Below are 24,863 nucleotides of genomic sequence, written 5' to 3' on the forward strand. Positions count from 1 at the left end.
CGGCGCGCAAGCAGCGAGTTTTGAAGAACCGGCCCTTCGAGGCCGGTTTTTTCATGTTGGTCCGCTGCGGCATGGTCAACTTTCGTTAACCTTTGCCGCCCCCGGACACGGCCGTGGTCAATCCCGGCCTTCCCGAACCGCTCGAATGGTGTGCTTTCTAGACACCAGATGGTTCCCAAATCTTTAAAACGTCCCCAGCAGTTAACTTTTGTTAACCATATGGAAACCATCCCATGGGCAAATTTTGCCCAGTCGGTGCGTGTGCCGAATCTGGGGCAAGTCCTTGCAAGGTCTGTTGGCATTTCTGAGATCGCTGGGAGCGGCGCGACTGGCGGCGATGGCCGCCGTGACGCTCGCCCTGATCGGCTTCTTTGCCTTCGTCATCATGCGCGTCACGACACCGCAGATGACCACCCTGTTCACCGACCTCAGCTACGAGGATTCCTCCGGCATCATCAAGGAACTGGAGCGGCAGGCGATTCCTTACGAGATGCGCAACGACGGCGCCGTGCTGATGGTGCCGAAGGACAAGGTCACCAAGCTGCGCATGAAGCTCGCCGAATCGGGACTGCCCAAGGGCGGCGGCGTCGGCTATGAGATCTTCGACAAGTCGGACGCCCTCGGCACCACAAGTTTTGTCCAAAATATCAATCACTTGAGGGCGCTTGAGGGTGAGCTTGCCCGCACCATCCGCGCGATCGACCGGGTGCAGTTCGCCCGCGTCCACCTGGTGCTGCCGGAACGTCCGCTGTTCTCTCGCGAGACCCCGGAGCCGTCCGCCTCGATCGTGGTCCGGGTCCGCGGCATGCTCGAGCCCCAGCAGGTCCGCGCCATCCGCCATGTCGTCGCCTCCGCGGTCAACGGCCTCAAGCCGCAGCGCGTGTCGATCGTGGACGAGACAGGCCGCCTGCTCGCCGACGGCGCCTCCGGCGACGCGGCGGAAGGGGCAAGCGGCGACGAGCGGCGTATCGCCTATGAGAAGCGGATGCGCGACCAGATCGAGAACATCGTATCCTCGGTGGTCGGCTCCGGACGGACCCGGGTGCAGCTCTCCGCCGACTTCGACTACAACAAGGTCACCCAGACCTCCGACAAGTTCGATCCGGAAGGCCGGGTGCTGCGCTCCAGCCAGACCCGTGAGGAATCCAGCCTCACCGGCGACCAGCGCGACGGCCAGGTGACGGTCAACAACGAGCTCCCCGGCCAGCAGCGCAACGACAACGGCACCCAGACCCGCGACCAGAGCAAGAAGAGCGAGGAAATCAACAACTACGAGATTTCCCGCACCACCAAGACCGAGGTGACGGAAGTCGGCCGGGTCAACCGCATCTCGGTCGCCGTTCTGGTCGACGGCACCTACACCAAGAACGACAAGGGCGAGACCGTCTATCAGCCGCGCAACAAGGAAGAACTCGACCGCATCGGCGCGCTGGTGCGCTCGGCGATCGGCTTCGACCAGAAGCGCGGCGACCAGGTCGAGGTGGTCAACCTGAAATTCGCCGAGGCGCCCGCCGCAGCGCCGCTCAACGAACCGGCCGGCCTGCTCGGCATGATGCAGTTCACCAAGGACGACGTGATGAACGTCATCGAACTGATCGTCATGATGCTGCTCGGCATCGTGGTGCTGTTCGTGGTGATCCGCCCGCTGGTCAAACGCATCCTGTCCCCTGAGGTCAACCTGCTGACCGGCGCGCCCCAGGCGCCCTCCGCTCCGGCGCTGCCCGACGCCTCCGCACCGGCTCCGGCCCAACTGACCGGCGGCGGCAGCGCAATGTCCCAAATGATCGACGTCGCCCAGGTGCAGGGGCAGGTCCACGCCCAGTCCGTCCATCGCGTCGGCGAACTGGCGGACCGCAACCCGCACGAAACGGTCGCGATCATTCGTCAATGGCTCCAGGAACCCGCGTGATCCGACATGGCGTCAACCCAGCTCACCACCCCCAACGCAACTGACATCGCGAGCACCGTCGCCGCACTCGCGGCACGGCAGGCTGGCCGCGCCATGGGCGAGAAGGTCAGCGGCCAGAAGCGCGCCGCGATGCTGATGCTCGCACTCGGCGAGCAGTATGGCGGCAAGGTCTGGGCCCTGCTCGACGACGACGAGGTGCGCGAACTGTCGCTGCAGATGTCGAACCTCGGCAACATCGAGCCCGAGGTGGTCGAGGACATGCTGCTGGAGTTCGTGTCCCGGATGTCGGCCTCCGGCTCGCTGATGGGCAACTTCGACGCGACCGAGCGCCTGCTGCAACAGTATCTGCCTGCCGATCGGGTCAATGGCATCATGGACGAGATTCGCGGTCCCGCGGGGCGCAACATGTGGGAGAAGCTCTCCAACGTGCAGGAAGAGGTGCTCGCGAACTATCTCAAGAACGAGTACCCGCAGACCATCGCGGTGGTGCTGTCCAAGCTCAAGCCCGAGCATGCCGCGCGCGTGCTCTCGATCCTGCCGGAAGAGATGGCGCTCGACGTCGTCAGCCGCATGCTGAAGATGGAAGCCGTCCAGAAGGAAGTCATCGAACGGGTCGAGCAGACGCTGCGCGTCGAGTTCATGTCCAACCTGTCGCAGACCCGTCGCCGCGACGCCCACGAGGTGATGGCCGAGATCTTCAACAATTTCGATCGTCAGACCGAGACCCGCTTCATCACCTCGCTCGAGGAAGACAACCGCGAATCCGCCGAGCGCATCAAGGCGCTGATGTTCACCTTCGACGACCTGATCAAGCTCGATGCCGGCTCGGCACAGACCTTGATGCGCAACGTCGACAAGGAGAAGCTGGCCGTGGCGCTGAAGGGCGCCAACGAGGCGGTGCGGCAGTTCTTCTTTGGCAACATGTCGAGCCGCGCCGCCAAGATGCTCAGCGACGACATGGCGTCGAGCGGGCCGGTGCGGCTGCGTGACGTCGACGAAGCCCAGGCGCTGCTCGTCAACCTGGCGAAGGATCTCGCCGCCAAGGGCGAGATCATGCTGTCCAAGAACCGTGCCGACGACGAATTGGTGTATTGATGGGCGCTCCCGCAAAATTCCTGTTCGATACCGACTTCTCCGCCCCGCGGACCCAGCAGCAGCGCGCGCCGACGCCGGCGGAAGTCGCTGAGCAGGTCGCCGACGGCGAGACCCGTGGCTATCGTGCCGGTTATGACGCCGGCCGCCACGAAGCCAGCGCCGAGAGCAACCGCCGGATGGCGGTCGCGCTCGAGCAGATCGGACAGGCGATCGGCGCGATCGCGCAGCAGTTCACCACCATCGAAACCCGCATGGAGACTGAGGCGGTGGATGTTGCGGTCGCGGTCGCAAGAAAGCTCTGTACCGAACTGATGGCCGCCGAGCCGCTGCGCGAGACCATGGCGCTGATCAGCGACTGCTTCCGCCATCTGACTTCGACGCCGCACATCGTGGTCCGCATCAACGACCAGCTGTACGACAACGCCCGGCAGGACATCGAGCGTCTTGCCGCGCAGAGCGGCTTCCAGGGCCGCCTCGTGATCCTCGCCGAGCCGGACATCGCCAGCGGCGACTGCCGGATCGAATGGGCCGACGGCGGCGTGACGCTGGACCGCTCGGCGACCGAGGCCAAGATCGACGAGATGGTGGCGCGTTACATGGCCTCGCGCGGTCAGACGGCCGCCAACCGACCAGCCTACTGACAACGGGGACCGACGCATGAGCAACAACGACACCCATGTCCCGCTGCAGGACCTCAATACGACGGATGCGCCGGATCTCGCCGATGTCGGCTACCATGAGGAAGAAGAGCAGGCCTCGCGCGTCGCCGGCGACCTCGAGGCGGTGTTCGACGTCCCCGTGCAGGTGTCCGCAGTGCTCGGCCGCTCCAAGATGGATGTCGGCGACCTGCTGAAACTCGGGCCCGGCACGGTGCTGGAGCTCGACCGCCGGGTCGGCGAAGCGATCGACATCTATGTCAACAACCGCCTGGTGGCGCGCGGGGAAGTGGTGCTGGTCGAGGACAAGCTCGGCGTCACGATGACGGAAATCATCAAGGCCGAACGCGGCTGACGAATTTTGGGACGATGACGGGCCGGTGCCGCCGGACCCGCGATAACAGGACAGGATACAGGAGCAGGACATGCGGCTTCTCATCGTTGGCTCACTGAAAGGCCAGCTCACGACCGCGACCAAGATCGCGATGGAGAACGGCGCGACGGTCACCCACGCGGAAGATTGCGAACAGTCGCTCAAGGTTCTGCGCAACGGCAAGGGCGCGGACCTGCTGCTGGTGGACGTCGCCCTCGACATCCGTGACCTGGTGATGCGGCTCGAGGCCGAGCACATCCACGTTCCGATCGTCGCCTGCGGTATCAACAGCGACGCCCGCGCCGCAGTGGCCGCGATCCACGCCGGCGCCAAGGAATACATCCCGCTGCCGCCCGATCCTGAACTGATCGCCGCGGTGATCGCCGCCGTCGCCAACGATGCCCGCGACCTGATCTACCGGGACGACGCGATGGCCAAGGTCATCAAGCTCGCCCAGCAGATCGCAGGATCGGACGCATCGGTGCTGATCACCGGTGAATCCGGCACCGGCAAGGAAGTGCTGGCACGCTATGTCCACGGCCGCTCGCAGCGCGCCAAGCGCCCGTTCATCTCGGTCAACTGCGCCGCGATCCCCGAGCATCTGCTGGAGTCCGAGCTGTTCGGCCATGAAAAAGGCGCCTTCACCGGTGCGATCGCACGGCGTATCGGCAAGTTCGAGGAAGCGACCGGCGGCACCCTGCTGCTCGATGAAATCTCCGAGATGGACGTGCGGCTACAGTCGAAGCTGCTGCGGGCGATCCAGGAGCGCGTGATCGACCGTGTCGGCGGCACCCGCCCGGTGCCTGTCGACATCCGCATCATCGCCACCTCGAACCGCAACCTCACTGAAGCCGTCCGCGAAGGCAGCTTTCGTGAAGACCTGCTGTTCCGCCTGAACGTGGTGAACCTCAAGCTTCCGGCGCTGCGCGACCGGCCGGCAGACGTCCTGGAGCTGGCCCAGCACTTCGCCAGGAAGTACGCCGAAGCCAACGGCGTGCCGGTGCGGCCGCTGTCGGCAGAGGCGCGACGGGTGCTGACGGCCAACCGCTGGCAGGGCAACGTGCGCGAGCTCGAGAATACCATCCACCGCTCGGTCCTGATGGCGAGCGGCGACGAGATCGGCGCCGACGCGATCCTGACACCTGACGGCGACCGGCTTGATCTCGCCAAGACCGCGCCGGCAGTCGCCCACGCCACGCTTGCCGCCGAGCAGGTGACGCGCGCGCTGGTCGGCCGTACCGTGGCCGACGTCGAGCGCGACCTGATCCTCGAGACGCTGAAGCACTGCCTGGGCAACCGCACCCATGCGGCCAACATCCTCGGCATCTCGATCCGCACGCTGCGCAACAAGCTCAACGAATACGCCGACGGCGGCCTGCCGATCACGCCGGCCGGCGCCGGCGACTATCGCAACATCGCTGCATCGGCCTGACGGACTGCCCATCCAAATGACAAGGCCGGCGCGGCTTCCGCTGCGCCGGCCTTTATTCATTTCACGGAGACGATCTCGATCGCCGCGATATCTCTTTCTGCCGAAAGACGCCTATGTCATGATGACTGCGACGTCGTCACAAGACGACGAATGGTGATCCGCAACATGGTGTCCGCGACTGACGGGGTCCGGTCGTCTGCGTCGAGCGGTCAATCGTGAGGTTCGGATGTTGCCAGCCTTCTGCGCGAACCGATATCGGATCCTCGCTGTGGTCGTCATGGCCGTGACAATCGCGCCAGCGACGCTCGCGACAGCGGACGAGATGGGGCCATCCCGAATCCGGACCCAGTCCATGCCGCCGATCCCTAGCGAGGGGTATGGCAAACTATCGGCGCCGGATACCGGCTCAGGGAATGTCCGCACCGTCAGGGTCCGGCCGCAGAACGCATGGGATGACGCACCGCCACCGGGCATGCGGGATCAAGAAACGACGACGCGGGCCGTCGCGCCATCCGCTTCAGCTGCGGTGCCCGATCATCAGGTCTTTGCGCCGCCGGACGCGCCCTCCCGATCAGCACCACAGGATGGATTTCAGCCTGCGCCTCGGTAGCTTACCTCGCGCCGTTGCTTGAATGCAGCAGACGCGAGCTCGCCGCCCTCGTCAGGAAAAATCATTGTTGGTCGGCGAGCGAAAGATCCTGATCGGCTGCTGGGGCTCGGAGGGCTTGCGCACATAGACGTCATAAAGCCGAAGCGCGAGAAAGCCTGCCACGACGACCACAACCGCCACGGCGAGCCAGGCCAGTCCGCGCTCGATAAACGCCTGCATCATCGGCCGTCACGCTCCTCGCATCAGGGCGTGTTGTAGACGCGGTGGCTGTGCACGAGCCGGCGCTGCCACAACCACAGCAGCGGGACATAGATCAACGTCACCACCGACATGAAGATCGTGCCGAAGCTCGGCACGCCGCCGAAGAACAGCGAGGTGAGACGCGCCAGGGTGCCGAACACCAGGATGAAGGTCAGCACCGAAAACTGGGTCTGATGCTTTTCGATGTGGGGGATCGCGATCCAGTATTGCACGCCCACCGCCAGCAGCACGCCGGACAGGAAGCGGACGGCGCCATCCATTGACGGGCTGTCGTCGAGGCTGACGAAGTGCACGCCCCAGGCGACACCGGCAAGTCCCATCCCGATCGGCACGACGCCTGCGATAAAGATGGCGAGCTGCAGCAGCCTGCGTTCCATGATGCCCTCACTGCGACGACGGGATCGGGCGCCGCTCCGGCGCCACTGGCCGCGCCCCGCTCCTTCCATATGGCGATGAACTGCAAAACGACAGCGCGCGAGGCCGATTATCGCATATCACCCCTGCGTATCCCCGGCGAACTGACGCGCTGGGCCATCGCTCCGGATGAGCCTGTCGCCACCCCACATCATGGGCCTCGTTCGTCCACCAGCCCCTATCGGCGGCGGATGATCGACCGCATCGTTTTTCTCAACCAAAGCCTGCCGAGTCATGTATGTACACGACTCGTTCCATCTTTGTACCCGCCCGATCATGACCACGTTCACCCCGCACCAGAACGCCGCGCTCAATGCCGTGGCGCAATGGTTGAAGGCCAGGCCCGGCGAGGGCAGCACGCCGCAGATCTTTCGGCTGTTCGGCTTCGCCGGCACCGGCAAGACCACGCTCGCCCGCCATATCGCCGACGGCGTCGACGGCGATGTCAAATACGCCGCCTTTACCGGCAAGGCCGCGCTGGTGATGCGCAACAAGGGGTGCGAGGGCGCGTCCACCATTCATTCGCTGATCTACCGTGCCCGTGAGACCGGTGAAGAGCAGCCGAACTTCGAGCTGTGGGACGATGCCCCCGCTTCCAAGGCCAAGCTGATCGTGGTCGACGAGTGCTCGATGGTCGACGGCGATCTTGGCCGCGATCTGCTGTCGTTCGGCGCGCCGCTGCTGGTGCTCGGCGACCCGGCGCAGTTGCCGCCGATCCAGGGCGGCGGCTTCTTCACCGATTCCGAGCCCGACGCCATGCTGACCGAGGTGCACCGTCAGGCGGAGAACGATCCGATCGTGCGGATGTCGATGGCGGTGCGCGAAGGCCGTCCGCTCGAAATCGGGCAGTTCGGCGACAGCGAGGTGGTGAAACGCAATGCGCTCGACCCCGACCGCGTGATGAGAGCGGACCAGATTCTGGTCGGCCGCAACAACACCCGCCGTGCCTACAACATGCGGGTCCGCGAGAAGCAGGGCATCGAAGAGGCGCTGCCGGTCGCCGGCGACAAGCTGGTGTGCCTGCGAAACAATCGCAAGAAGGCGCTGTTCAACGGCGGCCTGTGGCGCGTCAAGGCGCGCGCGCAGTCCAAGTCGCTGATCGTCACCATGCGCCTGATGCCTGACGAGGAGGTCGGCGGCAAGGTGACGAAAGTCTCCGTGCGCGGCGAATGCTTCAGCGGCGGCATCGAGGAAATTCCGTGGGAGCAGCGCAAGCCGTACGACGAGTTCGACTACGGCTACGTCCTGACCGTGCACAAGTCGCAGGGCTCGCAGTGGGACGATGTCGTGCTGTTCGACGAGAGTTTTGCATTTCAGGAATCGCGGGCGCGCTGGCTCTACACCGGCATCACCCGCGCGGCGAAGAAACTGAGCGTCGTGATCTGAGCAGCGACAATGCGTCGCTGTTATGGATCTGGCACAGCTGTCGTCCTGCGGGAACAATTCTCCCCACCCGGCGTTGAATGGACTTGCCACAAAGGAGAATAGAATGCGCTTTGTCCGTCCCCTTGCTGCTGCCCTGATCGCAACCACGGCGCTTTCGGCCGTGTCGAGCGCGCCGGCGTTGTCCGCGCCGCTGCGTGCAGATGCAGGCCTTGCCAATGCCGCTCCGGCGATCACCGAAGGCGTACAGTACCGCCGCTGGCACGGCCACGGCGGACACGGCTATCGCGGCCACGGCTATCGCCATCACCACCATCGCGGCGGTGTCGGCGCCGGCGCGGTCATCGGCGGGCTGGCTGCGGGTGCCATCATCGGCGGTGCCATCGCCGCCGGCCAGGCCAACGCCGCTGCCCAGCGCAACGCGGCCTATTGCGCTCAGCGCTATCGCTCCTACGATCCTGCCTCGGGCACCTACCTCAACCGCGACGGCAACCGCTATCCCTGCCCATAACGGGCAATTGCAATGCGAGCTATCTGCGGGCTGCGGGACTTCGGTCCTGCAGCCCTTATCTTTTGGCAGGACTGTGATCACGGCTCCGCGCACGCCGACAGCAGGGTCACAAAGTCGTGTAACCGACGCCGGTAACGAATGGGTCCGTCGGCCGTACCTCGGGGTGATCGCCGCTCGATTGCGCGGTGAGGCTCAAATCCCCATAATCCATTGCGCGGATGCTGCCGCGCGCGCCGAGGACACACCGATGCCACGCCAAATCCTGCACCGACTGGCCCTGACCGCGGCCGCGTGCCTGCTGTCGAGCGCCGTGCTGACCAGCCCGGTGGCTGCGGCCGAAGACGCCGTGGTCATTCCCGCTCCCGCAGCCGACCTGCCAGCCGCCGATGGCCCGCAGACCATGGTCCTTGCCGGCGGCTGCTTCTGGGGCGTCCAGGGCGTCTTCCAGCACACCCGCGGCGTGCTCAACGCCGTGTCGGGCTATGCCGGCGGCAGCAAGGATACCGCGAACTATCCAGCTAGCGGCACCGGTCGGACCGGCCACGCGGAATCCGTCCAGATCACCTATGACCCCAAGGTGATCTCCTACGGCAAACTGCTGCAGATCTATTTCTCCGTCGCGCACGATCCGACCCAGCTCAACCGTCAGGGGCCCGATACCGGCACGCAGTACCGCTCGACGATCTTCGCCGAGAACGACGCGCAGAAGACGGTGGCGGAAGCCTATATCGCGCAGCTGAACAGCGCCAAGGTCTACCGCAAGGCGATCGCCACCTCGATCGAAAGCGGCAGGACGTTCTATCCGGCGGAGGATTATCACCAGGACTACCTCACGCTGCATCCCTATCAGCCTTACATCGTCTATAACGACGCGCCGAAGATCGAAGCCCTCAAGAAGATCTTCGCAGATGTCTATCGTGATCAGCCAGTGCTGGTGCGGGATGCCAAGGCGAGCAACTGAAAAGGCAACCGGCTGAGCGCGAGCGATCGTCCGGACGAAGCCCGGCAGGGATCGACAGCGCTTCACGCGATTTCACATTTTCGTGCGCAGCATCGCCGCTTCAGTGGCGGAGCTGCGCCGCAATCGTCTTCAGCGACGGAGTGGAGCATGACCGACACCAAAGCCCCCAAGATACAGAAATCGGAAGCCGAGTGGCGCAAGGAACTGACGCCGATGCAGTATGCCGTGCTGCGCGAGAAAGCCACCGAGCGGCCGTTTTCGGGCGAATACGAGCACACCACGACCAAAGGCACTTATGTTTGTGCGGGTTGCGGCCAGTCCCTGTTCGAATCCGACACCAAATTCGATTCCGGCTGCGGTTGGCCGAGCTTCACGGCCCCTGTGCGTGACACCCATATCGACGAGGAACGCGACTTCAGCCACGGCATGATTCGTACGGAGGTGTTGTGCTCGAGCTGTCAAGGTCATCTCGGCCACGTCTTCCCCGACGGCCCGGGACCAACAGGTCTGCGTTATTGTATTAACTCCGCAGCCTTGAAACTAAGTCCGAAATAACCAGATAGGCGGTCTCCGCTGTGGACGCGCAGTCGACTTCGCGCGATCAGCAGCCGTTGCGCGAGGATTTGTTTACCTCACGAGCGTAAACGCCGCGCAGCGCGAGACCGCCTAAGGAATTACAACATGTCGCAAGCTTCCCGCAGCCGAGTTCTTGGCTTCGGCCTCTTTGGTCTCATCCTCGAGACCATCATCTCTCACCCTGCGCTCGCCACCGACAAGGTGTCTCTGTTCAAGGTGGTCACCGCGAAGGACGAGATCGTGATCGGACTGACCGATGACGAGCTCGCAAAATTCGAAGGCAGGAACGCGGGCGGCATCGCCAAGGCGCTGAAGACCGAGGGCACGCTTTCGGTGTGGCGCTATGCGATGCGCAAGGCCGGTTCCGGCGACCTGGAGCAGGCTCCCGCCGGAAAGATCGGCCTCATGGCCACCGACGCGCTGCGCGTCGAGCCCTACATCTCGCCGGTCAAGGTGGTACCGATCGACGAGACCAAGTAGCCGGCAAGCACGGCCTCCTCCCAGAAAGTTCCCACGAAAAACCCGCAACAATGTTGCGGGTTTTTCGTTTGGCATTTATGCATTTGATTTATTGAGCTTATTTCCCGCCTCCAAACGCGCATGATTCATTCCTTGCCGCTTGGGGTCGCAATTCTCACATTCGTGCCCATATTGAAGGGTATACGATAGGCCGGAACCGGATGTTGCGCCGTTCGCGACCCTGATGCCGGAGCCCGCTGATCCTTGCCGATCGAAGTCAGAGTGCGATTGCAGTTGGCTCGTTGCAGTCGACTTTGAGCGCTCTTGTGTGAATCCGAAACCCACACCGGACATATGTCGAGATAGTGATGATGCGTTGTTTCAATTATGCCAAATCCGCCGAACTGTTTCCTGCCGCGATCCGCAAGAAGCGGCGCGCCGGCTTTGCCTACCGCCGGTTCGATACGGCGGCCGATGCGGTGCGCTTTGCGATCGAGGAACTTCCATCGGATCTTCTGAACGGCGCATACCTGCAAGTTGGCGAGGCGCGCTTCGACAAGAATGGCATTCGTGATCTCTACGACAGCGCCGAATTTCCCCTCGAGCGCAAGCCCGCTCCAGCCGACGTCGCCTGACGCCGTTCCACGGCCTGACCGCGGCGGCTGGTGCCCCGTTTCGCTAACGCTGCCTGTCGAGCCAGCGCCGCAGCAGGCGAACGTTGCGCATATTGGCCTTGAACATCACATCGAACGCATCACCGGCCAGCGGCACCATGCCCACGACGCCATCGAGGGCGACGTTGCCGAGCATGCGTGCGGTGAGATGCCAGGGTGCCCCGAGCGCTCGCGCCTCGCGCACGATCCACAGCGAGATCGCGGTGGTGATCAGGTCTCCGATCACGGGGATCAGCCCGATCAGGCCATCCAGACCATAGCGGATGTTGGTGCCGGGCATGATGAAGGCGATGTCGAGCAGTTGTGCCAGGGTATCGAGCCGCGCGATCCGCTGCTCGCGCGTCAATGGCTGCAGATTGATGCCGAACGCCTGGAACTGCGCGCCTTGAAATGGCGCACCATGGAAATGCCACGTCCGCCCGGCGCCATGCGATAGCTCCTCGGGGCGGACTTCCCGGCCGTCCTGATCAATGATCAAACCACTGGTCGATTTCATGCGCTGCATATGGGGCTCCTGACCGGGCGGTCAACCTCATCTATGGCAGGTGCCGGCGCAAGCGTCACGTTGTCCCCCAGCGTCATGGCTTGCCCACACCGGACGCACGGGCCTGCTGCGCCAGCGCACACCCTTCGCAATAGCGCGCATCCTTAAAATCGATCCAGTTGTGCGCGTAGATCTGGTCGCGCGCAATGCCGTAGCGGATCTGCAGCACGTGCACGAGCACGTCCCAGGCGGCGGCCTGCGCCGCGGTCGCAGGCGCGGACACGTCAGGAAAATTGCCTGCGAACTCCACTCCGATCGAATTTTCCTTCACGACGCGGTGATAGGTCGACCGGTTGTCGATGTATTTGTTGTCGTTACGATTGGCACCATCGCCGTGGGTCGGAATCGCATCCTCAGCCGTCGCCCAGTAGACGGTGCCATCGGTCTCCACCCAGACCATCACGCCACGGCGTGTCGGATGCCTCGCCTGCTCCAGCGCCCCGTTCCGCGCCGAGCCCGGGGGCCCCTCTGTCTGGTGCACGATGATGTTCTGCCATCGCCACGCATGAGGAACGCTCCAGGGGACCAGCCAGACCACACGCAGGCCCGGGATGTCCGGCGTGCCGCTCGCCGTGGCAACCCAGGACAGGTCCGACGACAGGTCTGGTCCTGCATCCGCCGCCTCACATGACCGTGTCGTGGCGCAGAGCACCACGCTCATGGACGCGACCAGGCGCACCACGCGATCGGCCAGCGTTACCCCCGGCATGCGTTCTCCTCGATCCGTCACTCGACCACCGGACGGCATGCTGCCTTCCGAACTCCCGCTTTCGCAAGGGGGCTTCAACCGCATGCCGGGGGCTGGGGCGTCCGGTTTCATCCCGGATGACCAGCGGTTATGGTATCCGCCAGAACGGCCTTTCGAGAGCACGAATGCCCCTCACTCCGTCGCTGCTGCGCGCCAACCTTCGCCTCGCCAGCGGCCTCACGTTGCTGACCTTCGTCATCTGCCATTTTATGGCCCACGCCTGCCTGCTGATCTCCATTCCGTTCGGGGAGGCCGCGCTCACTGCGCTGATGGCGCCGTGGAAAACGCTCGCAGGCACAGCGGTGCTGGCGACAGCCGCCGCCGTGCACTACCTCAACGCGCTGTGGTCGATCTACCGCCGCCGCTCGCTCCGCATGTCACAGTGGGAGCTATGGCAACTCGTGCTCGGCTTGAGCATTCCCCTGCTGGTGGCGCTGCACGTCGTCGATACCAGGATCGGCGAGCTCGCGTTCGACACCACGCCGTATTACGTGTCGGCCCTGGTCTCCTGGTGGGTCCGCCAGCCGCTGTTCGCAGTCCTGCAGTTCACGGCGATCCTCGTGGTTTGGACCCACGCCTGCATCGGCGTTCATTTCTGGCTGCGCCTGAAACCCTGGTTTCCCACGGCGCTGCCGCTTCTGCGCCCGGTCGCGCTGCTGTTGCCCACGCTGGCGCTCGCCGGCTTTGTCACCACCGGCAACCAGGTCCGTCGCGAAGCCGACAGGAATCCGGAGTTCACGCAGATCGCCGAAGCTGATTCCAACATTTCCGAGGCCAGCAGGCATGCGCTCGCCGACATCGCGTTCGCGGTGATGGCAGGTCACATTCTGCTGACTCTGCTCCCCTTCGCGACCCGCGGCATGCGCGGCGCGCTCTACCGCCGCCGCCGTCCACCGACAGTGACCCACGCCAGCGGGCGGCGCTGCGTGGTGCAGCCCGGCGCCAGCGTACTCGAGACGCTGCGCGACAACGGCATTCCCCATGCCGCCGTGTGCGGCGGCCGGGCGCGCTGCACGACCTGCCGGGTGCTGGTGACCCGCGGCCTGGAGCACCTGCCGCCGCCGGACGCCCTCGAGGCCAAGGCGCTGATGCGCATCCACGCTTCGCCGGAAACCAGGCTGGCCTGCCAGATCCATCCCGTCGCAGACATCACCGTGCTGCCGCTGCTGTCGGCAGACGCATCCGCGGCCGACGGCGCGGCTCGCGGCGGGCTCGAAGGCAGCGAACGGCTGATCACCGTGATCTTCGTCGACCTGCGCGGATCGACCAGCATCAGCGAGACCCGCATGCCCTACGATGTGCTGTTCCTGCTCAACCGCTTCTTTCGGGAAATGACCAGCGCGCTGGAAGTGACCGGCGGCCACTACTCACAGTTCACCGGCGACGGCCTGATGGCGCTCTATGGCCTCGATGGCGACAGCACCCGCGGCGCGGCCGACGCCCTCCGCGGTGCCCGCGAGATGCTGCTTCGCCTCGACCGCCTCAATCACGAGATGTCCGCCGAGCTGCCGCAGCCGCTCCGGATCGGCATCGGCATCCATTTTAATGAAGCCATCGTCGGCGCCATGGGACCGCCGAACTCGCAGATCATCTCTGCGATCGGCGACACCGTGAACACCTGCGCACGGCTGGAAAGCCTGACCAAGGACTACAACTGCCCGCTCATCGTTTCCCGCCAGGCCGCGGATGCCGCCGGCCTCGACATGAATCTGGAAACGCTGCATGAGGCCGCCGTCAAAGGACGCGCGGCCAAGGTGCAGTTCTATGCGCTGCAACGCGTGCCGGAACCGGCGTGAACCGCCGACCCGGGACGTTGCGGCCCGGGGTCAGCGCTCCGCCAGCGCGAGCTTGGCGCCCAGCAGCACGAAGCCGCCGGCGAACGCGCGGCGCAGCCACGTCATGACCGACGGCTGGCTGATCACGCGGCTGCGCACCCGCGCCGCGGCGAGGCCATACACCACGAACACCGCATATGTCAGAGCCATGAAGATCAGGCCGAGCTCGAGCATGCGCAGCAGCGGATGCAACTCGCCGGCCTGGATGAACTGCGGCAGGAACGCCAGGAAGAAAATCGACAGCTTGGGATTGAGAATATTGATCAGAAAGCCGGTGACGATGGTCTCCCGCAGCGAACCCACCCGCACGTTCTCGTCGACCTGCAGCGCGCCGCGCTCACGCAGCGCCTGCCAGGCCATATAGAGCAGGTACAGCACGCCGAGCCATTTCAGGGCCTGGAACGCAAGCGCGCTGGTGTGCAGCACCGCGGCAAGGCCGAGCATCGCCGCGGCGATGTGCGGCACGATCCCGAGCGTACAGCCGAACGCCGCCGCCACGCTCGCGCGCGCCCCGCGCGACAGCGCGGTTGCCAGCGTGTAGAGCACGCCCGTGCCGGGCGAGGCGATCACGATCAACGACGTAATGACGAATTCCAGACTCATGATGATCAGTGCCCTTGTGCCAGACGGTCAGCAAAATAAGCGATGGTCTTGCGGTAGACGACTGCCCTGTTCCACTCGCGCATCGCCTCGAAATTCGCCGATCCCTCGTCATAGCCCCCGCCGGCACGCCAGCCATTGGTCTTCAGCAGGTTGGCGGTCGATGCCAGCACGTCCGGCACGCTGTGGCGCAGGTCGACATGGCCATTGCCGTCATAGTCGACGCCGTACTTGATGTAGGACGACGGCAGGAACTGGGTCTGGCCGATCTCGCCGGCATAGGCACCGATCATGTCGCGCAGGCCGAGGTCGCCACGCTGCACGATCTTGAGTGCCGCAAGCAGTTCGCCCTGGAACAGATCGGTGCGGCGGCAGTCGTGCGCCATGGTCGCCAGCACCCGGAACACCGGCAGCTTGCCCATGTCGCCGGCGCCGAAATCGGTCTCCAGCCCCCAGATCGCAACAAGGATCTGCGGCGGCACGCCGAACTCGCGCTCGATGCGCGACAGCAGCGACGCATGCCGCTGCATCATCGCAAGCCCGGTCTTGATCCGTCCCGGGCCGACCCGCGTCGCGACGTAATCCTCGAACGACTTCTTGAAGGTGCCGCGCTGGCGACGATCGAACGCCAGCACGCCCTGGTCCTGGGTGACGCCACCAAGCGCTGCATCGATGACGCCCTGCGAGATACCCTGGGCCGCGGCCTCACGGGAGATGCTGGTGACGAATGTCCGGAAATCCCCGCCGCATTGCGCGGCCTGGGCGGGCAAAGACGCCACGAGCATCCCGAGGATGACGGCGAAGCGCAGCCTGATCATGTCGAACCGGTCCTTTCGATGCGTACGTCATGCGAACGGGGCGACTTCTAACACGTCTTGTTCCAGCCTTCGAGAGGTCACCTCGCGCAAGGGCCAAGACGCCTGCCCCTGACGCAACAACGGCGACCTTGCGGCCGCCGTTGTCTTGTCCCGAATATCAGGAGCCGATCTCAGTTGTCGAGGAAGCTGCGCAGCTTGCGCGAGCGGCTCGGATGCTTGAGCTTGCGCAGCGCCTTGGCTTCGATCTGACGGATGCGCTCGCGCGTCACCGAGAACTGCTGGCCGACTTCCTCCAGCGTGTGATCGGTGTTCATGCCGATGCCGAAGCGCATGCGCAGCACGCGCTCCTCGCGCGGCGTGAGCGAGGCAAGCACGCGCGTCGTGGTCTCGCGCAGGTTCGACTGGATCGCCGCGTCGATCGGCAGGATCGCATTCTTGTCCTCGATGAAATCGCCGAGATGGCTGTCTTCCTCGTCGCCCACCGGGGTCTCGAGCGACAGCGGCTCCTTGGCGATCTTGAGAACCTTGCGCACCTTCTCCAGCGGCATGCCGAGCTTCTCGGCGAGCTCTTCGGGGGTCGGCTCGCGGCCAATCTCGTTGAGCATCTGGCGCGAGGTGCGCACGATCTTGTTGATCGTCTCGATCATGTGCACCGGAATGCGGATGGTGCGCGCCTGGTCGGCAATCGAGCGGGTGATCGCCTGCCGGATCCACCACGTGGCGTAGGTCGAGAACTTGTAGCCGCGGCGGTACTCGAACTTGTCGACCGCCTTCATCAGGCCGATGTTGCCTTCCTGGATCAGGTCGAGGAACTGAAGGCCGCGGTTGGTGTACTTCTTGGCGATCGAAATCACGAGGCGCAGGTTGGCCTCGACCATTTCCTTCTTCGCCTGGCGCGCTTCGCGCTCGCCCTTCTGCACGCTGAGCACGATGCGGCGGAACTCGCCGATCTCAAGGCCGGTCAGCGCGGCAAGCTGCTGCACCTCATGGCGCAGCTCACGGATGCGATCCTTCTCGTGGGCGACGAAATTCTTCCAGCCCTTGGCGGCGAGCTTCGACACGCGGTTGAGCCAGCGCGGATCGAGCTCGGAGCCCTGGTAGTTGCGCAGGAAATCCTCGCGACTGACGCCGTGGCTGTCGCCGAGGCGGAACAGGCGGCTCTCATACGACACCAGCTTCTTGTTGATGTCGTAGAGCTGCTCGACCAGCGAGTCGATGCGGGCCTGGTTGAGGCGCAGCGACTTCACCTCGACGATGATCTCGTCCTTGAGCTTCTTGTACTTGCGCTCCTGGGCCGGCGACAGCGTCTCGTTCTGCAGCTGGTTCTGGATGTCCTGCTCCTGCAGGCGGCGCAGCTTCTTGTACTCGCTGGCGATCTTGTCGAAGGTCTCGACCACCTTCGGCTTCAGCTCGGCCTCGATGGCCGCGAGCGACATCTGGTTCTCGAACTCGTCGTCGTCCATGTCGGCTTCGGCCGCAGCCTCGCCGGGATCCTTCTCGCCGCCTTCGGCAGGCGCGCCGCGCTGGGCGGCGGGACGGAACGGGGTGGCGGCCGGCGGCGCCGCCGGCGGGGCGACCAGCGACGGCGCGTCGGCCTCGGTGCTCTCGGCGCCTTCAGCGCCCGCTTCGCCATTGCCGGCGGCACTGACGCCGCCCTTCGCCTCGGGACCGGCATAGGTCGCCTCGAGGTCGATGATGTCGCGCAGGAAGATCTTTCCTTCGTTGAGCTCGTCGCGCCAGATGATGATGGCCTGGAAGGTCAGCGGGCTCTCGCACAGGCCCGCGATCATCGCCTCGCGGCCGGCCTCGATGCGCTTGGCGATGGCGATTTCGCCCTCGCGCGACAGCAGCTCGACCGTGCCCATCTCACGCAGGTACATGCGCACGGGGTCATCGGTGCGCTCGCCCGGCTCGGACTTCTTGGTTTCGGTGACAGCCTTCTGGGTGACTTCGACGAGATCGTTATCGGGTTCGTCGTCGGCTTCTTCCTTGGCGTCCTCGTCGTCGTTGTCGCTGTCCTCGGACTCGATGACGTTGATGCCCATGTCGGACAGCAGCGCCATGATGTCTTCGATCTGTTCGGGCGAGGTCTGGTCGGACGGCAGCACGTCGTTGAGCTGATCAAAGGTGACGAAGCCGCGCTTCTTCGCCTGCTTGATCATCTTCTTGACGGCGGCGTCGGACAGGTCGAGCAACGGGCCAGGCGCTTCAGAGGAATCCTTCTCCGGCGCGTCAGCGACCTTCTCGTCCTTGTCCTTTTCCTTGATTTGCGCCGTCTTCGCCTTGCTGGCCATTCACTGCTCCTGAAACGCGCATTACCCACGGGGGCGTCACCGCCCTCGCTGCCCTGCTGTACCATCCGCCCTTGATGCGGAAAGGGCGGCGTCATCCCAACGCCACCCCGAATCGATGTCGCCACTCTCGCCCGGGCGCCGTTAAGCGCCACTTAACCCTGTTTTTGCGTCCAAACCGTCCATTTTGCGAGTCTTTATTGCGGTTCCTGCGCTCCGGGCCGGCCTGCCGCTCAGACCGATCGCTGGAACCGCCCGGAGGACTCGCCGAATCCCTCGATCAGGGCCTCCGTACCGTCCACTTCTGAAAGCCGAGCCTTGACGTCGTTGAGCCACGCATAGTTGGCGTCATTGGTCACCTCGCCCAGGGCATGCTCGGCGTCTTTCAGCTCCCTAAGTAGGGAGTGCCACTGACGATGCAAGACAATCAATTGACGCCAGGTTGCCAGCACGTCGCCCGCCGCGGCCCCGGGCTGCGCGCCCCACACCGCCCCGGTCGTGATGGATTTCTCAACCCTTTGAACAAGCTCTGAAAATCCAGCTTTTACGAGATCCGCCCGCAGCTTGTCGCTCTGCGTCGCCGGGTCCGGGCTGTGATGGTGATCATGGGCGAAGGCGGCGATGATCGCTGCCCGCAGCCGATGGGCCTCCGGGTGGGCGAGCTCGAGGGCCGCCACCTCCTCCAGATGGTCGTCGAGCAGCCAGGGATGGTTGATCAGCGACTGCAGGATCAAGGCCTCGCGGCGGGACAGCGCCGTCCGTTGCCCGCGCATCAGCGGGCTCTGGGCAAGCTGCGGGCTTGCCGGCTGATAGGCCCCGCGGCCCAGGGTCCAGGCGGTGGAAAGCTGTTGACGATTTCCCTGGAACTCGCGCCGGCCGCCCCCGGCAGGCCCGCGCGGTGCGAATCGACGTCCCGATTCGCCGCCACCACCCCGGCCGTAGCCGCGGCCTTCCGGCGCGAAGGTCCGCTGCAGCCGCTCGACCAGATCCTGACGGTAATAGCGGCGCACCACCTCGTCACGAATGCTGTTGGTCAGTTCACCGATGCGGGCCTCGAGCGCCGCACGCCGCTCCGGCGTCGAGAAATTGCCGCCCTCGAGCTCGCGCGCCCACAACACGTCGGCAAGCGGACGCGCGGCGCCGATCACGTCCTCGATGGCGGCCCGGCCACCGGCACGGGCGAGGTCATCGGGGTCCTGCCCCTCCGGCAGCAGCGCGATGCGCAGGCTCTTGCCGGCCTTGAGGTGCGGCAGCGCGATGTCGGCGGCGCGATAGGCCGCCCGCTGCCCGGCCTTGTCGCCGTCGAAGCACAGGATCGGCTCGTCGGCCATCTTCCAGAGATGGGCGAGCTGGTTCTCGGTCAGCGCGGTGCCGAGCGGCGCCACCGCACCGCCGAAACCGGCCGTCACCATGGCGATGACGTCGACATAGCCCTCGACCACGATCAACGGCGCGCCATTGTGGACGGCCTGGCGCGCGGGCGCGAAATTGTAGAGGTTGTCGCCCTTGTGAAACAGCGGCGTTTCCGGCGAGTTCAGGTACTTCGCCGGAACGTCCTTCTGCAGCGCCCGTCCGCCGAACGCGATGACGCGGCCACGGTGATCGCCGATCGGAAACATCACCCGGTCCTTGAAACGATCAAAGGGCACGGGAATGTCGCTGCCGCCGATCAGCAGACCGGCCTCGACCATGTCGTCTGCGGATACGCCGGCCTTGCCGAGATGCTCCTTCAGCCCGAACCGCTCCGGCGTCGCGTAGCCGAGGCGAAACTGCAGCTGTGTCGCCGGCGAGATGCCGCGATCGGCGAGATAGCCGCGCGCCTTGGCGCCGGCACGCGAAGCCAGCGTCTCGGCGAAATAGACCGCCGCCATGTCCATGATGTCGTGGAGCGTGCGGCGGCGCTGCTCGTGCCGCACGGCATCAGGCGTCGCCGCCGGCAGCGCCACCCCGGCCATTGACGCCAGCCGCTCGACCGCCTCGGGGAAACTCACCCCCTCGGTCTCCATCACGAAATCGAAGATGTTGCCGTGCTTGCCGGAGGAGAAGTCGTGATAGAAGCCCTTCTGGTCGTTGACCGTGAAGGAGGGCGTCTTCTCCTGCTGGAACGGCGACAGCCCCTTCCACTCGCGCCCCGCCCTTTTCAGCTTGACGCGCCGCCCCACGACTTCCGAGACCGGAAGCCGCTCGCGCAGTTCTTCGAGAAATTGAGGCGTAAAGCGCATGGCACGGACAACTGGGATGGCAACCGACCATCCATATAGGCACGCGGCCATGGGAGCCATAGCCCGGCCGGTTGTCCACGGCCGTCCACAGGCACCCCGGCCCGTTCCCCGGCGGCCCCTGCTATCGCCGGGCCGGCAAGAACCGTCCCCGGCGGATCCGCGTCAAACCGGCCACCGGACGATTGTAGAGGTAGACGAAGGCATCCAGCGTGGCGCCGTCGCGGAGAGTTACCGGCTGCAGCGCACGGACATACTGCACCGGCCGGCGCGACTGGAACGCGGCCTGCTCATAAACGTCGAGCCGCCGCAGCAGCCGCTCCGGATGGCGCAAGCGATAGATATCCCCGAACACCACCTCGCCGGGCCGCTCCGACGGCACCACGCCGGGATAGTGCGCCACCCGGTAGAGCCGCCCGGCATACTGCCCCTCGTCGACGAAATCCGCATGCGCGGCGAGCAGCGCTGCCATTGGATGGCGCGCCCGCCGCATCAAGGTGCCGTAGACGAAGAGGTGAACGGTCATCCTGCCGAACGCTCCAGCGAGCCATGCCGGCTCCGCCACATTCATGACATCAAGGTCGAAACATCCTAGACTCAAACCCGCGATTGCCGCGGCGCGAATCTGAGGCAGACTGTTTCCCGAATTGGCGCATTCTGCAGCAGACCCGCAAGCGACGCAGACGGCAGGACAGGAATGAGCTTGGACACGGTGATATCGCGATCGAACCTTCTCGCCGACGACGAAGTCCCGCCGGTCCTGGAGGTCAACGACAACGGCAGATCTCCCTTTGTCTTCACTTGCGATCATTATGGGCGGTTGATCCCGCGGGCTCTCGGCCAGCTCGGCCTGCCCGAGGAAGAGCTTGTCCGCCACATCGCCTGGGATATCGGCATCGCCGGCGTTGCGACAGCGCTGGCCAGGATGCTGGACGCCCACCTGATCGCGCAGCGCTACTCCCGCCTCGTGATCGACTGCAACCGCCCGTGGGAGGCCCCCTCGTCCATTCCGATGATCAGCGAGGCGACGACCATACCCGGCAACGAAGGCCTGACCCGCGAGGCGGCGGACGCCCGCCGCAGCGCCATCTTCGCGCCGTATCACCGCCGGATCGAAACCGTGCTTGGCCAGCGGCAGCAGGACAGGCGCCCCACCATCCTGGTCTCCCTGCACTCGTTCACGCCGGTGTATGCGGGCATCAAGCGCCCATGGCATGTCGGCACGCTGTATCATCGCAACACCCGCCTGCCGCCACTGCTGCTGCAATTGCTGCGCAAGGAAGGCGATCTGGTGGTCGGTGACAACGAGCCTTATGCGGTGAGCGACGCGACCGACTATACCATCCCGGTGCATGGCGAACGGCGCGGACTGATGAACACCGGCATCGAGATTCGCCAGGACCTGATTGACGAACCGTTTGGCCAGGAGCAGTGGGCCGAGCGGCTGGCGCGGATTCTGACCGAGATCGAGGCGGTGTTCGGCGCCGAGCATCTTCCGGTGTAACGATCGGCGCCGTGCCCTGCTCAGCGCGCCCGCGACAGGGCCAGCCAGATGCCGCCGCCGATCATGAAACCGCCGGAAGCGCGCGACAGCAGACGGGCCCGCCGCGCCGACAGCAGTGTCCGCGCCCGGCCGGCCAGCAGCGCATAGGTCGCGTCCGACACCGCAACGGTCGCCATGAAGGTGAGTCCGAGCAGGACGATCTGCGGGAAGCGCGCCTGGTCCATGTCGATGAATTGCGGCAGGAACGCCCCGAAGAACACCATCACTTTCGGATTGCTCAGCAGCACAACAAGCCCCTGCAGGAAAAAACCGCCGCGCGGCGGAGGCGGTGGGGCGTCCGACGTCTCCAGCAGGTTCGGTGAGCGGATCAACTTAATGCCCAGCCAGACGAGATAGGCCGCGCCGGCGAACCGCACCCAGTCGAACCAGTAGCCCATGGTCGCCATCAGCGAGGTCAGCCCGATCCCGACAATGCCAATCACGATCGCGAGCCCAACCTGCGCACCGGCGATGTTGATCAGCGCGGCACGGGTGCCATGGCGCAGGCCATTGGCGATGACCAGCGTCACCACCGGCCCCGGCAATAATGCCAGCGCGATGCAGGCGGCGACATAGGCGAGATAGAGCTGCAGCGACATGGAAAGTCCCCGGCTTCGAGAAACAAAAGCGTAGCGCACCATCGACAGCCGCGCCAGCGCCGACGGTGGCGCAGGCGCGCCGCGCTCAGCCGCGCTCGCGCAGCTCGCGGCGCAGCACCTTGCCGGTCGCGGTCATCGGCAGGCTGTCGACGAACTGCACATGGCGGGGATACTCGTGGGCGGCGAGCTGGACCTTGACGAAATCCCGGATCTCACGCGCCAGATCATCACCGGCGCTGAAGCCGGGCCGCAGCACGATCCAGGCCTTGATCGCCTCGGTGCGGATCGGATCGGGCACGCCGACCACCGCCGCGAGCGCCACCGCCGGATGCTTGAGCAGCGTGTGCTCGATCTCCGACGGGCCGATGCGATAGCCAGCACTGGTGATGACGTCGTCCTCACGACTGACATACCAAAAGTAGCCATCGGCATCTTGGATGCCGAGATCGCCGGTCAGCAGGAAATCGCCACCGTATTTCTTCGCGGTCGCCTGCGCATTGCGCCAGTATTCGAGCATCATGCAGGGGTTCGGCCGCCGCACGCCGATGATGCCGCGGCTGCCGCGCGGCAGCTCCTCGCCCTGCTCGTTGACGATGCGCACATCGAAGCCGGGAATCGCCCGTCCCATCGATCCCGGACGGATCGGAAACAGCCGTGCGTTGTTGCCGACCACCAGGTTGCACTCGGTCTGGCCATAGATCTCGTGAGCGTCTATGCCGAACGTCGTGCGCACCCAGCCGAGCAGTGCGGCGCCGAGCGACTCGCCACCGGTGAGAATGCTGCGCAGGCGGACATCCGCATGGTTGACATTGGCCTGGCGCATCAGCTTGAGCGCGGTCGGCGGCAGGAATACGTTGCGCACCTTGTGGTCCGCCATCAGCTGCATGGCGGCCTGCGGCTCGAACTTCCGGGCGCGATAGCCCACGATCGGCACGCCGTGATACCACGCCGGAAACAACGCATCGAACAGGCCGCCGATCCAGGCCCAGTCGGCCGGGGTCCAGTACACGTCGTCGGGCTTTGGAAAGAAGTCGTGCACCATCTCGACACAGGGCAGATGGCCGAGCAGCACCCGGTGCGCGTGCAGCGCCCCTTTCGGATTGCCGGTGGTGCCGGACGTGAAGATGATGATCGCCGGATCGTCCGCCGCCGTCGCGACATTGGCGAACGCGTCGGGGACATCTGCGATGGCCTGCCAGAACGATCGCGTGCCGGCAGGCGGGATGTCGGCGATGACGTAGACGTGCTGGAGATCGGGCAGCTGATCGCGGATTCGCGCGAGCTTCTCGAAACCCGTTTGATCGGTGACGACCGCTTTCGCGCCGCTGTTTGCGAGACGGAACGCCAGCGCGTCCTCGCCGAACAGCGTGAACAGCGGCACCGACACCAGTGCGGAGCGGAACGCGGCCAGATGCACGATCGGGAGCTCGACCGACTGCGACAGGAACACGGCGACCCGGTCGCCGCGCGACAGCCCGTCGGCGCGCAGCACGTTGGCGAAGCGCCGTGACCACGAAGCCATCTGGTCGAAGGAGACGTGGCGCACGCCCCCGGCCTCGTCGACATCGATCAGCGCAAGCCGATTGCGACCGTCGGCATGACGGTCGCAGCAGACCTCGGCAATGTTGAACTGCGCCGGAACGGACCAGCGGAAGTCGGCGGCGAGATGTTCGTAGTCGTCGGTTTCGGTGAGCATGACGAGAACCTCCCGCACGGCACCTGGTGTCCCGGTTCTAACATTCGCATCGCATTGCGGCAGGCTCTTTTGCGAATGTCAGGTCCACCGCACTGCAGACTATCCCGCGAGCGCCGCCTTGACGAGACCGCTGGCCTTGCCGAAATCCATCTGCCCGGCGTACTTGGCCTTGAGCGCGGCGATCACCTTGCCCATGTCCTTGATGCCCGCGGCGCCGGTGTCCTGGATCACGGCGGCGATGGCGGCCTTGACCTCGTCGTCGGACATCTGCTTCGGCAGGTAGGCCGAGATCACCGCAATTTCCTCGCGCTCCTGCGCGGCAAGCTCGGCGCGTCCGCCCTTGTCATAAAGCAGAACCGACTCCTGGCGCTGCTTGATCATCTTCTGCAGCAGGCCGAGCAGATCGTCGTCGCTCAGCGGCGGCTTACCCTGGCCGCGGGCTTCGATGTCGGCATTCTTGATCGCCGCATTGACCATGCGCAGCGTGGACAGCTTGCGCTCGTCCTTGGCCTTCATGGCCTCTTTCACCGCCGTGTTGATGTTGTCGCGCAGCATGATCGTCTCCTCAGAAAACGGCGCCGACCGGGCGGACATTCGCACAACCGCACGGAACCGGCTCCCTCGACGATCTAGTGGGTTTTCCCCCCAGGCACAAC

Annotated in this window: 25 protein-coding genes; 13 read left to right on the forward strand and 12 right to left on the reverse strand. The window is 65.1% G+C overall.

Features of this window, described 5'->3' with window-relative positions; genetic code table 11:
- The first annotated feature begins 283 nt into the window (after nucleotides 1-283).
- From fliF to flbD, 5 genes are all read left to right on the forward strand, one after another.
- A complete protein-coding gene (gene fliF, locus AB4Z37_RS02290; RefSeq protein ID WP_441515049.1) occupies nucleotides 284-1,909 on the forward strand; it encodes a flagellar basal-body MS-ring/collar protein FliF in 1,626 nt (541 codons plus the stop codon).
- Nucleotides 1,910-1,915: 6 nt separating this feature from the next.
- Complete coding sequence (gene fliG, locus AB4Z37_RS02295) at nucleotides 1,916-3,004, forward strand: flagellar motor switch protein FliG (RefSeq protein ID WP_441515050.1); 1,089 nt, start codon at nucleotides 1,916-1,918, stop codon at nucleotides 3,002-3,004.
- On the forward strand, nucleotides 3,004-3,645 hold the full coding sequence (locus tag AB4Z37_RS02300; protein WP_441515051.1) for a FliH/SctL family protein: 642 nt from the start codon (nucleotides 3,004-3,006) through the stop codon (nucleotides 3,643-3,645). The genes fliG and AB4Z37_RS02300 overlap by 1 nt, the downstream gene beginning before the upstream one ends.
- Nucleotides 3,646-3,661: 16 nt before the next feature.
- Entirely contained in the window at nucleotides 3,662-4,015 is a 354-nt protein-coding gene (gene fliN, locus AB4Z37_RS02305) for a flagellar motor switch protein FliN (RefSeq protein ID WP_441515052.1), read from the forward strand.
- Between the two features lie 70 nt (nucleotides 4,016-4,085).
- Nucleotides 4,086-5,465 carry a sigma-54-dependent transcriptional regulator FlbD gene (flbD, locus tag AB4Z37_RS02310; RefSeq protein WP_441515053.1) on the forward strand — a complete coding sequence of 460 codons (1,380 nt, stop codon included), beginning with the start codon at nucleotides 4,086-4,088 and terminating at the stop codon, nucleotides 5,463-5,465.
- A 661-nt stretch (nucleotides 5,466-6,126) separates the two neighbouring features.
- On the opposite strand, the gene AB4Z37_RS02315 is transcribed toward flbD, so the two are convergent.
- Both AB4Z37_RS02315 and AB4Z37_RS02320 read right to left on the reverse strand, forming a co-directional pair.
- Nucleotides 6,127-6,297, reverse strand: coding sequence for a hypothetical protein (locus tag AB4Z37_RS02315; protein WP_441515054.1), 171 nt, complete (start codon nucleotides 6,295-6,297; stop codon nucleotides 6,127-6,129).
- Nucleotides 6,298-6,317: 20 nt separating this feature from the next.
- Nucleotides 6,318-6,713 (reverse strand): DUF4345 domain-containing protein, encoded by a 396-nt coding sequence (locus AB4Z37_RS02320; RefSeq protein ID WP_441515055.1) that lies wholly within the window; start codon nucleotides 6,711-6,713, stop codon nucleotides 6,318-6,320.
- Between the two features lie 313 nt (nucleotides 6,714-7,026).
- On the opposite strand from AB4Z37_RS02320, the gene AB4Z37_RS02325 reads away from it, so the two are divergent.
- The 6 genes from AB4Z37_RS02325 to AB4Z37_RS02350 all read left to right on the forward strand — a co-directional run bounded on the left by AB4Z37_RS02325 (nucleotide 7,027) and on the right by AB4Z37_RS02350 (nucleotide 11,275).
- Nucleotides 7,027-8,136, forward strand: coding sequence for an ATP-dependent DNA helicase (locus AB4Z37_RS02325; RefSeq protein ID WP_441515056.1), 1,110 nt, complete (start codon nucleotides 7,027-7,029; stop codon nucleotides 8,134-8,136).
- A 103-nt stretch (nucleotides 8,137-8,239) separates the two neighbouring features.
- Entirely contained in the window at nucleotides 8,240-8,644 is a 405-nt protein-coding gene (locus tag AB4Z37_RS02330) for a BA14K family protein (RefSeq protein WP_441515057.1), read from the forward strand.
- A gap of 247 nt (nucleotides 8,645-8,891) precedes the next feature.
- On the forward strand, nucleotides 8,892-9,605 hold the full coding sequence (gene msrA, locus AB4Z37_RS02335) for a peptide-methionine (S)-S-oxide reductase MsrA (RefSeq protein ID WP_441515058.1): 714 nt from the start codon (nucleotides 8,892-8,894) through the stop codon (nucleotides 9,603-9,605).
- 147 nt (nucleotides 9,606-9,752) lie between these two features.
- Nucleotides 9,753-10,160, forward strand: coding sequence for a peptide-methionine (R)-S-oxide reductase MsrB (msrB, locus tag AB4Z37_RS02340; protein ID WP_441515059.1), 408 nt, complete (start codon nucleotides 9,753-9,755; stop codon nucleotides 10,158-10,160).
- 126 nt (nucleotides 10,161-10,286) lie between these two features.
- Complete coding sequence (locus AB4Z37_RS02345) at nucleotides 10,287-10,661, forward strand: hypothetical protein (protein ID WP_441515060.1); 375 nt, start codon at nucleotides 10,287-10,289, stop codon at nucleotides 10,659-10,661.
- A 350-nt stretch (nucleotides 10,662-11,011) separates the two neighbouring features.
- Nucleotides 11,012-11,275 carry a hypothetical protein gene (locus AB4Z37_RS02350; RefSeq protein ID WP_441515242.1) on the forward strand — a complete coding sequence of 88 codons (264 nt, stop codon included), beginning with the start codon at nucleotides 11,012-11,014 and terminating at the stop codon, nucleotides 11,273-11,275.
- A gap of 43 nt (nucleotides 11,276-11,318) precedes the next feature.
- On the opposite strand, the gene AB4Z37_RS02355 is transcribed toward AB4Z37_RS02350, so the two are convergent.
- Nucleotides 11,319-11,819 (reverse strand): DUF4112 domain-containing protein, encoded by a 501-nt coding sequence (locus tag AB4Z37_RS02355; protein WP_441515061.1) that lies wholly within the window; start codon nucleotides 11,817-11,819, stop codon nucleotides 11,319-11,321.
- Between the two features lie 73 nt (nucleotides 11,820-11,892).
- Nucleotides 11,893-12,519: a peptidoglycan recognition protein family protein gene (locus AB4Z37_RS02360; RefSeq protein WP_441515243.1), complete on the reverse strand. Its 627-nt coding sequence runs from the start codon at nucleotides 12,517-12,519 to the stop codon at nucleotides 11,893-11,895.
- Nucleotides 12,520-12,731: 212 nt separating this feature from the next.
- Between AB4Z37_RS02360 and AB4Z37_RS02365 the strand changes: the two genes are divergently transcribed.
- Entirely contained in the window at nucleotides 12,732-14,402 is a 1,671-nt protein-coding gene (locus tag AB4Z37_RS02365) for an adenylate/guanylate cyclase domain-containing protein (RefSeq protein WP_441515062.1), read from the forward strand.
- 30 nt (nucleotides 14,403-14,432) lie between these two features.
- Here AB4Z37_RS02365 and AB4Z37_RS02370 read toward each other — a convergent pair whose 3' ends face one another.
- The 5 genes from AB4Z37_RS02370 to AB4Z37_RS02390 form a co-directional block, all read right to left on the reverse strand.
- Nucleotides 14,433-15,044 carry a LysE family translocator gene (locus AB4Z37_RS02370; RefSeq protein ID WP_441515063.1) on the reverse strand — a complete coding sequence of 204 codons (612 nt, stop codon included), beginning with the start codon at nucleotides 15,042-15,044 and terminating at the stop codon, nucleotides 14,433-14,435.
- A gap of 5 nt (nucleotides 15,045-15,049) precedes the next feature.
- On the reverse strand, nucleotides 15,050-15,859 hold the full coding sequence (locus AB4Z37_RS02375) for a lytic murein transglycosylase (RefSeq protein WP_441515064.1): 810 nt from the start codon (nucleotides 15,857-15,859) through the stop codon (nucleotides 15,050-15,052).
- A gap of 170 nt (nucleotides 15,860-16,029) precedes the next feature.
- On the reverse strand, nucleotides 16,030-18,153 hold the full coding sequence (rpoD, locus tag AB4Z37_RS02380) for an RNA polymerase sigma factor RpoD (protein WP_441515065.1): 2,124 nt from the start codon (nucleotides 18,151-18,153) through the stop codon (nucleotides 16,030-16,032).
- A 230-nt stretch (nucleotides 18,154-18,383) separates the two neighbouring features.
- Complete coding sequence (dnaG, locus tag AB4Z37_RS02385; RefSeq protein ID WP_441515066.1) at nucleotides 18,384-20,372, reverse strand: DNA primase; 1,989 nt, start codon at nucleotides 20,370-20,372, stop codon at nucleotides 18,384-18,386.
- Nucleotides 20,373-20,493: 121 nt separating this feature from the next.
- Nucleotides 20,494-20,895, reverse strand: coding sequence for a gamma-glutamylcyclotransferase family protein (locus AB4Z37_RS02390; protein WP_441515067.1), 402 nt, complete (start codon nucleotides 20,893-20,895; stop codon nucleotides 20,494-20,496).
- 171 nt (nucleotides 20,896-21,066) lie between these two features.
- Here AB4Z37_RS02390 and AB4Z37_RS02395 point away from each other — a divergent pair, with 171 nt between their 5' ends.
- Nucleotides 21,067-21,873 (forward strand): N-formylglutamate amidohydrolase, encoded by an 807-nt coding sequence (locus tag AB4Z37_RS02395; RefSeq protein ID WP_441515068.1) that lies wholly within the window; start codon nucleotides 21,067-21,069, stop codon nucleotides 21,871-21,873.
- A gap of 20 nt (nucleotides 21,874-21,893) precedes the next feature.
- Here the strand turns inward: AB4Z37_RS02395 and AB4Z37_RS02400 are convergent, their stop codons facing one another.
- The 3 genes from AB4Z37_RS02400 to AB4Z37_RS02410 form a co-directional block, all read right to left on the reverse strand.
- A complete protein-coding gene (locus AB4Z37_RS02400; RefSeq protein WP_441515069.1) occupies nucleotides 21,894-22,511 on the reverse strand; it encodes a LysE family translocator in 618 nt (205 codons plus the stop codon).
- Between the two features lie 85 nt (nucleotides 22,512-22,596).
- Nucleotides 22,597-24,207, reverse strand: coding sequence for an acyl-CoA synthetase (locus tag AB4Z37_RS02405; protein WP_441515070.1), 1,611 nt, complete (start codon nucleotides 24,205-24,207; stop codon nucleotides 22,597-22,599).
- A gap of 99 nt (nucleotides 24,208-24,306) precedes the next feature.
- Entirely contained in the window at nucleotides 24,307-24,762 is a 456-nt protein-coding gene (locus AB4Z37_RS02410; protein WP_441515071.1) for a GatB/YqeY domain-containing protein, read from the reverse strand.
- Nucleotides 24,763-24,863: the final 101 nt, after the last annotated feature.

The sequence above is a fragment of the Bradyrhizobium sp. 2TAF24 genome (assembly GCF_052115025.1).
Lineage (GTDB): Bacteria > Pseudomonadota > Alphaproteobacteria > Rhizobiales > Xanthobacteraceae > Bradyrhizobium_A.

What these genes read in the sequence shown, in the direction of transcription:
- fliG (WP_441515050.1), top strand. Translation starts at nt 1,916, where the DNA reads ATGGCGTCAACCCAGCTCACCACCCCCAACGCAACTGACATCGCGAGC.
- AB4Z37_RS02300 (WP_441515051.1), top strand. Translation starts at nt 3,004, where the DNA reads ATGGGCGCTCCCGCAAAATTCCTGTTCGATACCGACTTCTCCGCCCCG.
- fliN (WP_441515052.1), top strand. Translation starts at nt 3,662, where the DNA reads ATGAGCAACAACGACACCCATGTCCCGCTGCAGGACCTCAATACGACG.
- flbD (WP_441515053.1), top strand. Translation starts at nt 4,086, where the DNA reads ATGCGGCTTCTCATCGTTGGCTCACTGAAAGGCCAGCTCACGACCGCG.
- AB4Z37_RS02315 (WP_441515054.1), bottom strand. Translation starts at nt 6,297, where the DNA reads ATGATGCAGGCGTTTATCGAGCGCGGACTGGCCTGGCTCGCCGTGGCG.
- AB4Z37_RS02320 (WP_441515055.1), bottom strand. Translation starts at nt 6,713, where the DNA reads ATGGAACGCAGGCTGCTGCAGCTCGCCATCTTTATCGCAGGCGTCGTG.
- AB4Z37_RS02325 (WP_441515056.1), top strand. Translation starts at nt 7,027, where the DNA reads ATGACCACGTTCACCCCGCACCAGAACGCCGCGCTCAATGCCGTGGCG.
- AB4Z37_RS02330 (WP_441515057.1), top strand. Translation starts at nt 8,240, where the DNA reads ATGCGCTTTGTCCGTCCCCTTGCTGCTGCCCTGATCGCAACCACGGCG.
- msrA (WP_441515058.1), top strand. Translation starts at nt 8,892, where the DNA reads ATGCCACGCCAAATCCTGCACCGACTGGCCCTGACCGCGGCCGCGTGC.
- msrB (WP_441515059.1), top strand. Translation starts at nt 9,753, where the DNA reads ATGACCGACACCAAAGCCCCCAAGATACAGAAATCGGAAGCCGAGTGG.
- AB4Z37_RS02345 (WP_441515060.1), top strand. Translation starts at nt 10,287, where the DNA reads ATGTCGCAAGCTTCCCGCAGCCGAGTTCTTGGCTTCGGCCTCTTTGGT.
- AB4Z37_RS02350 (WP_441515242.1), top strand. Translation starts at nt 11,012, where the DNA reads ATGCGTTGTTTCAATTATGCCAAATCCGCCGAACTGTTTCCTGCCGCG.
- AB4Z37_RS02355 (WP_441515061.1), bottom strand. Translation starts at nt 11,819, where the DNA reads ATGCAGCGCATGAAATCGACCAGTGGTTTGATCATTGATCAGGACGGC.
- AB4Z37_RS02360 (WP_441515243.1), bottom strand. Translation starts at nt 12,519, where the DNA reads ATGAGCGTGGTGCTCTGCGCCACGACACGGTCATGTGAGGCGGCGGAT.
- AB4Z37_RS02365 (WP_441515062.1), top strand. Translation starts at nt 12,732, where the DNA reads ATGCCCCTCACTCCGTCGCTGCTGCGCGCCAACCTTCGCCTCGCCAGC.
- AB4Z37_RS02370 (WP_441515063.1), bottom strand. Translation starts at nt 15,044, where the DNA reads ATGAGTCTGGAATTCGTCATTACGTCGTTGATCGTGATCGCCTCGCCC.
- AB4Z37_RS02375 (WP_441515064.1), bottom strand. Translation starts at nt 15,859, where the DNA reads ATGATCAGGCTGCGCTTCGCCGTCATCCTCGGGATGCTCGTGGCGTCT.
- rpoD (WP_441515065.1), bottom strand. Translation starts at nt 18,153, where the DNA reads ATGGCCAGCAAGGCGAAGACGGCGCAAATCAAGGAAAAGGACAAGGAC.
- dnaG (WP_441515066.1), bottom strand. Translation starts at nt 20,372, where the DNA reads ATGCGCTTTACGCCTCAATTTCTCGAAGAACTGCGCGAGCGGCTTCCG.
- AB4Z37_RS02390 (WP_441515067.1), bottom strand. Translation starts at nt 20,895, where the DNA reads ATGACCGTTCACCTCTTCGTCTACGGCACCTTGATGCGGCGGGCGCGC.
- AB4Z37_RS02395 (WP_441515068.1), top strand. Translation starts at nt 21,067, where the DNA reads ATGAGCTTGGACACGGTGATATCGCGATCGAACCTTCTCGCCGACGAC.
- AB4Z37_RS02400 (WP_441515069.1), bottom strand. Translation starts at nt 22,511, where the DNA reads ATGTCGCTGCAGCTCTATCTCGCCTATGTCGCCGCCTGCATCGCGCTG.
- AB4Z37_RS02405 (WP_441515070.1), bottom strand. Translation starts at nt 24,207, where the DNA reads ATGCTCACCGAAACCGACGACTACGAACATCTCGCCGCCGACTTCCGC.
- AB4Z37_RS02410 (WP_441515071.1), bottom strand. Translation starts at nt 24,762, where the DNA reads ATGCTGCGCGACAACATCAACACGGCGGTGAAAGAGGCCATGAAGGCC.